Genomic DNA, 8,150 nt, shown 5'->3' on the forward strand with positions numbered 1-8,150 from the left:
CGCTGACTTCATGCCGGGGCGCTCAGACTGCGTCCGCTCACCTGTTACGTGAATCACACAGAGCAAACCGTTTTTTGTTAATGAATTGTAATGAGCCCGTCAATACTAACCGATAGTTCGACGCCATGAAAGGCAATCATGATTCCGTTATAATGCGGCAATTGATAACCTGTGAAAATACCATGAAGAAAACTTCTTATAGAAATCACAAGCTTGAGCGATTCAGCTCACGACAAACCGCCCGCTCGCCGGAAAAAAGCGCGCCAACGCGCGTCATTTTGTTTAATAAACCCTACGATGTTTTACCCCAGTTCACCGATGAAGCCGGGCGCAGCACGCTCAAAGACTATATCCCCGTTCCCGGCGTTTATGCCGCAGGCCGTCTCGATCGCGACAGCGAAGGCTTGCTGGTATTAACCAACGACGGTTCCCTGCAGGCCCGCTTAACCCAGCCGGGTAAACGCACCGGGAAAATCTACTATGTGCAGGTCGAGGGCGAACCCACCGAGGAAGCCCTTGCGCTACTGCGCGCTGGCGTGACGCTTAACGATGGCCCTACCCTGCCCGCTGAGGTTGAGCGCGTCGAGGAGCCCGCCTGGCTCTGGCCGCGTAATCCGCCGATTCGCGAGCGTAAATCGATCCCGGCCAGCTGGCTGAAAATCACCCTTCATGAGGGACGCAATCGCCAGGTACGACGGATGACGGCCCACGTCGGCTTTCCCACTTTGCGCCTCATCCGCTACGCTATGGGAAACTACACGCTGGAAAACCTCGCCAACGGCGAATGGCGTGACGCTTAACTGCCAGGGAGAAATCGATGTTTAAACCCCATGTCACCGTAGCCTGTGTGGTTCATGCGCAGGGAAAGTTCCTCGTTGTCGAAGAGACGATCCGTGACAACGTGTTGTGGAACCAGCCTGCAGGTCATCTTGAAGCGGACGAAACATTAGTGCAGGCCGCGAAGCGCGAGCTGTGGGAAGAGACCGGCATCGATGCCGCGCCGCAGCACTTTATCCGTATGCACCAGTGGATCGCGCCCGACAGCACCCCCTTTTTGCGCTTCCTGTTTGCCATTGAGCTTAACGAAATGTGCGCCACTGAGCCGCACGACAGCGATATTGACCGCTGTCTTTGGGTCACGGCTGAGGAGATCCTTACCGCCTCAAACCTGCGCTCGCCGCTGGTTGCCGAGAGTATTCGCAGCTACCAGAGCGGTCAGCGTCTGCCGCTTAAAACCATCGCTGAATTTAACTGGCCGTTTACAGGGGATGCCTGAGCGAGCAGTGCGTGCTAGAATACGCCGCCCTGAAGTTCTTCGTTGTGAGTATTCTATGTCTGATAGCCCAAAAAAAGTGATCGTCGGCATGTCCGGCGGTGTCGACTCTTCCGTTTCCGCCTACTTGTTGCAGCAGCAAGGTTACAAGGTGGAAGGCCTGTTCATGAAGAACTGGGAAGAGGATGACGGCGAGGAATACTGCACCGCGGCGGCGGATCTGGCCGACGCGCAGGCCGTCTGCGACAAGCTCGGCATTGAGCTTCACACCGTCAATTTTGCCGCTGAGTACTGGGATAACGTCTTTGAGCACTTTCTGGCGGAGTACAAAGCCGGGCGCACGCCAAATCCCGATATTCTCTGCAACAAAGAGATCAAATTTAAAGCCTTCCTTGAGTTCGCTGCCGAAGATCTTGGCGCGGATTATATTGCCACCGGCCACTATGTGCGCCGCGCCGATGTCGACGGCAAAAGCCGCCTGCTGCGCGGTCTCGATGGCAATAAGGATCAAAGTTACTTCCTCTATACGCTGGGCCATGAACAGATCGCCCAGAGCCTCTTCCCGGTCGGCGAACTGGAGAAGCCTCAGGTGCGTAAAATCGCCGAAGAGCTGGGCCTTGCCACCGCGAAGAAGAAAGACTCGACCGGTATCTGCTTTATCGGCGAGCGCAAATTCCGCGAGTTCCTCGGCCGCTATCTGCCTGCGCAGCCGGGCAAAATCGTTACCGTTGAGGGTGAAGCCATCGGGGAACACCAGGGTCTGATGTACCACACATTGGGCCAGCGCAAAGGCTTAGGTATCGGCGGCACCAAAGAGGGCAGCGAAGATCCGTGGTATGTGGTCGACAAAGATGTCGAAAACAATATCCTGATCGTCGCCCAGGGCCACGATCACCCGCGCCTGATGTCAGTCGGGCTGATTGCCCAACAGCTGCACTGGGTCGATCGCGAGCCGGTCAACGGCACGCTGCGCTGTACGGTGAAGACCCGCTACCGCCAGCAGGATATCCCTTGCACCGTCACGGCGCTGGACGAGGACCGCATTGAGGTGCGTTTCGACGAGCCGGTGGCTGCCGTCACGCCAGGCCAATCCGCCGTCTTCTATCTTGATGACGTCTGCCTGGGCGGCGGCATTATCGAGCAGCGCCTGCCGCTGCCGGTTTAACTCTGTTTTAGCGATATCGGACTGTCTAACGCCCGCACACATGCAGTCAGACGCGGGCACAAAAAGGAGAAAGTGTGGCGAAGAACTATTACGACATTACCCTGGCGCTGGCAGGCATCTGCCAGTCAGCACGTCTGGTGCAGGAGCTTGCGCACCAGGGCCACTGTGACGCCGACGCGCTGCACGTCTCCCTTAATAGCGTTATCGATATGAACCCCGACTCCACCCTCGGCGTCTTTGGCGGCAGCGAAGCCAACCTGCGCATTGGCCTGGAGTCGCTGCTGGGCGTGCTCAACGGCAGCAACCGTCAGGGGCTAAACGGGGAAGTGACCCGCTACACCCTGAGCATGATGGTGCTCGAGCGCAAGCTGGCGGCAAAAAAAGCGGCGATGGAGACGCTCGGCAACCGCATTGGCGGCCTGCAGCGCCAGCTTGAACACTTCGATCTGCAATCCGATACCCTGCTGAGTGCGATGGCCGCCATCTATGTTGACGTCATCAGCCCGCTCGGGCCGCGTATTCAGGTCACCGGCTCCCCGGCCATTTTGCAAAGCGCGCAGGTGCAGGCCAAAGTGCGCGCCACCCTGCTGGCGGGCATCCGCGCCGCCGTGCTGTGGCACCAGGTGGGCGGCGGTCGGCTACAGTTAATGTTTTCCCGTAATCGCCTGTCGACACAGGCCAAACACATTCTCGCTCATTGTTAACCTCCCGGAGTTGTGACTTATGGAATTATCCTCACTGACCGCCGTTTCCCCTGTCGATGGACGCTACGGCGATAAAGTCAGCGCGCTGCGCGGGATCTTCAGCGAATTCGGTTTGCTGAAGTTTCGCGTTCAGGTTGAAGTACGCTGGCTGCAAAAACTGGCGGCGCACGCGGCGATCAAGGAAGTTCCTGCTTTTGCCGACCACGCAAACGGTTTCCTCGATAAAATCGTTGCAGACTTCTCGGTTGAAGACGCGCAGCGCATCAAAACCATTGAGCGCACCACTAACCACGACGTGAAAGCGGTGGAGTACTTTCTGAAAGAGAAAGTGGCCGACGTCCCGGAGCTGCACGCGGTCTCTGAGTTTATCCACTTCGCCTGCACCTCCGAAGATATCAACAACCTCTCCCACGCCCTGATGCTGAAAAGCGCCCGCGATGAGGTGATCCTGCCTTACTGGCGCCAGCTGATTGACGCGGTGAAGGCGCTGGCCGTTGAGTACCGTGATATTCCGCTGCTATCACGCACCCACGGTCAGCCGGCCACCCCGTCTACCATCGGTAAAGAGATGGCGAACGTCGCCTACCGTATGGAGCGCCAGTACCGCCAGCTCAACCAGGTGGAAATTCTCGGCAAAATTAATGGCGCGGTCGGTAACTATAACGCCCACATTGCCGCCTACCCGGAAGTGGACTGGCACCAGTTCAGCGAAGAGTTTGTCACCTCTTTAGGCATTGAGTGGAACCCCTACACCACGCAGATTGAGCCGCATGACTACATCGCCGAGTTGTTTGACTGCATGGCGCGCTTCAACACCATCCTCATCGACTTCGACCGCGACGTCTGGGGTTATATCGCCCTGAACCACTTCAAGCAGAAGACCATTGCCGGGGAGATTGGCTCCTCGACCATGCCGCATAAAGTGAACCCGATTGACTTCGAAAACTCCGAAGGCAACCTCGGCCTGTCGAATGCGGTGCTGCAACACCTGGCGAGCAAACTGCCGGTGTCACGCTGGCAGCGCGATCTGACCGACTCCACGGTGCTGCGTAATCTTGGCGTCGGCGTTGGTTATGCGCTGATCGCTTATCAGTCGACGCTGAAAGGCGTAAGCAAGCTGGAAGTGAACCGTGACCGCCTGCTGGATGAGCTGGATCACAACTGGGAAGTGCTGGCTGAGCCGATCCAGACGGTAATGCGCCGTTATGGCATTGAGAAGCCGTACGAAAAACTGAAAGAGCTGACCCGCGGCAAACGCGTTGACGCTGAAGGCATGAAGCAGTTTATCGACAGCCTGGCGCTGCCGGAAGAGGAAAAAGAGCGTCTGAAGGCGATGACGCCGGCCAACTATATTGGTCGAGCTATCACCATGGTTGATGAATTAAAATAAGCCCCGCCCGCTCTGCCCGCCCTCTTTCGCCGGAAAGAGGGCAACTTCCTGTTACGGTTGAGTAAATGTTTATCCCTCTTATAACAAAATCAGCGTTAAACTATTCACTCCAAAAATAGAGGGAGAGGTCTGACGATGCGCGTACTCGTTGTGGAAGATAATGCTCTGCTGCGCCACCACTTAAAAGTGCAGCTGCAGGAGCTGGGGCATCAGGTCGATGCCGCTGAAGACGCAAAGGAAGCGGATTACTTTCTGAACGAACACCTGCCGGATATCGCGATTGTCGATCTCGGCCTGCCGGATGAGGATGGCCTGTCGCTGATCCGCCGCTGGCGCAGCCATGAGGTCTCGCTGCCGGTGCTGGTGCTTACCGCGCGCGAAGGGTGGCAGGATAAGGTCGAAGTGCTGAGTGCGGGGGCTGATGATTACGTCACCAAACCGTTCCATATCGAAGAGGTGGTGGCGCGCATTCAGGCACTGATGCGCCGTAACAGCGGCCTCGCCTCACAGCTGATTTCGATGCCGCCGTTCCAGGTCGACCTTTCACGCCGCGAACTCTCGGTTAATGAGGAAGTGGTCAAACTCACCGCCTTTGAATACACCATTATGGAGACGCTGATCCGCAACAGCGGCAAAGTGGTGAGCAAAGATTCGCTGATGCTGCAACTCTATCCCGATGCCGAACTGCGCGAGAGCCACACCATTGATGTGCTGATGGGTCGCCTGCGCAAAAAGATCCAGGCACAGTATCCCGATGAGGTGATCACCACCGTGCGCGGTCAGGGCTATCTTTTCGAACTGCCAAAATGAGACGCCTGCTACGGCATCTCTTCCCGCTCTCGCTGCGGGTCCGCTTTTTACTCGCCACCGCCGCGGTGGTGATGGTGCTGTCGCTGGCGTATGGCGTGGTCGCGCTGGTTGGCTACAGCGTCAGCTTCGATAAAACCACCTTCCGTCTGCTGCGCGGCGAGAGCAACCTCTTCTATACGCTCGCGCAGTGGAAAGAGAACAGGCTTGAGATCGATCTGCCGGAAAACCTCGATCTGCAAAGCCCGACCATGACCTTTATCTACGATAAGAACGGCAAGCTGATCTGGTCCCAGCGCAACGTGCCGTGGTTGCAAAAGCGCATTGAGCCGGAGTGGCTGAAAAGCGATGGTTTTCACGAGATCGAGGCGGATATTGACGCCACCAGCACCCTGATCAACGACGATCACACCGCAGCTGAGGAACTCAAAGCGATCCGCGAAGATGACAGCGACTCCGAAATGACCCACTCGGTAGCGGTAAATCTCTACCCTGCCACCGCGCGTATGCCGCAGTTGACCATCGTGGTGGTCGATACTATCCCGATCGAGCTTAAACGCTCCTATATGGTGTGGAACTGGTTTATCTATGTGCTCTCGGCCAACCTGCTGCTGGTGATCCCGCTGTTGTGGCTGGCGGCCTGGTGGAGCCTGCGACCAATTGAGGATCTGGCGCGCGAAGTGCGCGAACTGGAGGAGCACCACCGCGAGCAGCTCAACCCGGAAACCACCCGCGAGCTGACCAGCCTGGTGCTCAACCTCAACCGCTTGCTGAAAAGCGAGCGCGAGCGCTATGACAAATATCGCACCACGTTGACTGATCTCACTCACAGCCTGAAAACGCCGCTGGCGGTGCTGCAGAGCACGCTGCGCTCGCTGCGCAGTGACAAGATGAGCGTCAGCGAGGCCGAACCCGTGATGCTGGAGCAGATCAGCCGCATCTCGCAGCAGATAGGCTACTACCTGCACCGCGCCACCATGCGCGGGAGCAGCATGCTCAGCCGCGAGCTGCACCCGGTCGCCTCTCTGCTCGATAACCTCACTTCCGCGCTGAATAAGGTCTATCAGCGCAAAGGGGTCAATATCACCCTCGATATCTCGCCGGAGGTCGGTTTTGTCGGCGAGCAGAATGACTTTATGGAGGTGATGGGTAATGTGCTGGATAACGCCTGCAAATATTGCCTTGAGTTTGTTGAGGTCTCCGTTCATCAGAGCGACGACACGCTGCACATTGTGGTTGAGGATGACGGCCCCGGCATTCCGCTGGCGAAACGCGAGCTGGTGTTCGATCGCGGTCAGCGCGCCGATACGCTGCGTCCGGGTCAGGGGGTCGGGCTTTCCGTGGCGCGGGAAATAGTCGAGCAGTATAGCGGCCAGATCCTTACCGGTGACAGCCTGCTTGGCGGCGCGCGAATGGAAGTGATTTTTGGTCGCCAGCAAACGGGAATAACGGGCGACTGACCCCCCTTAAGACAGCTATAATCGATTATTCAGCCCATGATTAATTGCCGGAAAGGTATATGGAATATCACGTAGAAATAAACTGGCCAGATTTTATTCAGCGCTACTGGCAGAAACGCCCGGTGGTGTTGAAACGCGGAATCAAGGATTTCGTCGACCCGATTAGCCCGGACGAACTGGCGGGGCTGGCGATGGAGAATGAAGTCGACAGCCGCCTGGTCAGCCACCTTGATGGTAAATGGCAGGTAAGCCACGGCCCGTTTGAGAGTTACGATCATATGGGTGAAAGTAACTGGTCGCTGCTGGTACAGGCGGTGAACCACTGGCATCAGCCTGCCGCGGCGCTGATGTGCCCCTTCCGCGTGCTGCCGGACTGGCGCACCGACGATCTGATGATCTCCTTCTCGGTGCCGGGCGGCGGCGTTGGCCCGCATCTCGATCAGTACGATGTCTTTATTATTCAGGGTACCGGCCGTCGTCGCTGGCGCGTCGGGGATAAAGTGCCGCTGAAGCAGCACTGCCCGCACCCGGATCTGCTACAGGTCGATCCTTTCGACGCGATCATTGATGAAGAGATGGAGCCGGGCGATATCCTTTATATTCCGCCAGGATTCCCCCATGAGGGCTATTCGCTGGAGAACTCCCTCAACTACTCGGTCGGTTTCCGCGCGCCGAGCGGACGCGAGCTGATCAGCGGCTTTGCTGATTACGTGCTGCAGCGTGAACTCGGCAGCCAGCGTTACAGCGATCCGGACGTGCCGGAACGCGATCACCCGGCCGATATCCTGCCGCAGGAGCTGGACAAGCTGCGCGAGATGATGCTCGGGCTGATTAATCAACCGGCTCAGTTTAACGAGTGGCTCGGCGAGTTTATCTCCCAGTCGCGTCACGAACTGGATATCGCCCCGCCGGAACCGCCCTATCAGCCGGATGAGATCTACGATGCGCTTAAACAAGGCGACAAGCTTGCGCGTCTTGGCGGCCTGCGCGTGCTGCGCATTGGCGACGATGTGTACGCCAACGGCGAGAAGATCAACTCCCCGCACCGCCCGGCGCTCGAAGCGCTGGCTCGCCATAGTGTTATTTCCGGCGAGATGTTTGGCGATGCGCTGGACGATCCCTCCTTCCTCGCCATGCTTGCCGCACTGGTCAACAGCGGGTACTGGTTCTTCGAGGATTAATAGCCTGTCGCGCCATCCGGCATCATGCCTGATGGCGCTGCGCTTATCAGGCCTACAAAACCACACGAACCCGTAGGCCGGATAAGGCGGTACGCCGCCATCCGGCAATGCGCACCGTGCCCGGCATCATGCCTGATGGCGCTGCGCTTATCAGGCCTACAAAACCGCAC

General features: G+C 57.7%; 8 protein-coding genes. All 8 read left to right on the plus strand.

Annotated elements, in window-relative coordinates; genetic code table 11:
• Positions 1 to 152 precede the first annotated feature (152 nt).
• Positions 153 to 800, plus strand: a complete 648-nt coding sequence (gene rluE, locus PU683_RS15680; protein ID WP_277173078.1) for a 23S rRNA pseudouridine(2457) synthase RluE — start codon at positions 153 to 155, stop codon at positions 798 to 800.
• A 17-nt stretch (positions 801 to 817) separates the two neighbouring features.
• The gene (locus PU683_RS15685) at positions 818 to 1,276 is read left to right on the plus strand and encodes an NUDIX hydrolase (RefSeq protein WP_277173079.1); all 459 of its coding nucleotides are present in this window, start codon (positions 818 to 820) and stop codon (positions 1,274 to 1,276) included.
• A gap of 55 nt (positions 1,277 to 1,331) precedes the next feature.
• Complete coding sequence (mnmA, locus tag PU683_RS15690; RefSeq protein WP_277173081.1) at positions 1,332 to 2,438, plus strand: tRNA 2-thiouridine(34) synthase MnmA; 1,107 nt, start codon at positions 1,332 to 1,334, stop codon at positions 2,436 to 2,438.
• A gap of 74 nt (positions 2,439 to 2,512) precedes the next feature.
• Entirely contained in the window at positions 2,513 to 3,142 is a 630-nt protein-coding gene (hflD, locus tag PU683_RS15695) for a high frequency lysogenization protein HflD (protein WP_023481656.1), read from the plus strand.
• 19 nt (positions 3,143 to 3,161) lie between these two features.
• Positions 3,162 to 4,532: an adenylosuccinate lyase gene (purB, locus tag PU683_RS15700; RefSeq protein WP_277173084.1), complete on the plus strand. Its 1,371-nt coding sequence runs from the start codon at positions 3,162 to 3,164 to the stop codon at positions 4,530 to 4,532.
• 135 nt (positions 4,533 to 4,667) lie between these two features.
• Positions 4,668 to 5,342, plus strand: a complete 675-nt coding sequence (gene phoP / locus PU683_RS15705; RefSeq protein WP_023481368.1) for a two-component system response regulator PhoP — start codon at positions 4,668 to 4,670, stop codon at positions 5,340 to 5,342.
• On the plus strand, positions 5,339 to 6,799 hold the full coding sequence (gene phoQ, locus PU683_RS15710; protein ID WP_277173087.1) for a two-component system sensor histidine kinase PhoQ: 1,461 nt from the start codon (positions 5,339 to 5,341) through the stop codon (positions 6,797 to 6,799). The genes phoP and phoQ overlap by 4 nt, the downstream gene beginning before the upstream one ends.
• Before the next feature lie 59 nt (positions 6,800 to 6,858).
• Positions 6,859 to 7,980, plus strand: a complete 1,122-nt coding sequence (locus tag PU683_RS15715; protein WP_277173089.1) for a ribosomal protein uL16 3-hydroxylase — start codon at positions 6,859 to 6,861, stop codon at positions 7,978 to 7,980.
• The last annotated feature ends 170 nt before the right edge of the window (positions 7,981 to 8,150 follow it).

This window comes from Candidatus Kosakonia sp. 282A-S69 (assembly GCF_029433855.1).
Classification (GTDB): domain Bacteria; phylum Pseudomonadota; class Gammaproteobacteria; order Enterobacterales; family Enterobacteriaceae; genus Kosakonia; species Kosakonia cowanii_A.

Coding starts and splice junctions, on each gene's coding strand:
- phoQ (WP_277173087.1), top strand. CDS start 5,339: ATGAGACGCCTGCTACGGCATCTCTTCCCGCTCTCGCTGCGGGTCCGC.
- phoP (WP_023481368.1), top strand. CDS start 4,668: ATGCGCGTACTCGTTGTGGAAGATAATGCTCTGCTGCGCCACCACTTA.
- PU683_RS15685 (WP_277173079.1), top strand. CDS start 818: ATGTTTAAACCCCATGTCACCGTAGCCTGTGTGGTTCATGCGCAGGGA.
- rluE (WP_277173078.1), top strand. CDS start 153: ATGCGGCAATTGATAACCTGTGAAAATACCATGAAGAAAACTTCTTAT.
- mnmA (WP_277173081.1), top strand. CDS start 1,332: ATGTCTGATAGCCCAAAAAAAGTGATCGTCGGCATGTCCGGCGGTGTC.
- PU683_RS15715 (WP_277173089.1), top strand. CDS start 6,859: ATGGAATATCACGTAGAAATAAACTGGCCAGATTTTATTCAGCGCTAC.
- purB (WP_277173084.1), top strand. CDS start 3,162: ATGGAATTATCCTCACTGACCGCCGTTTCCCCTGTCGATGGACGCTAC.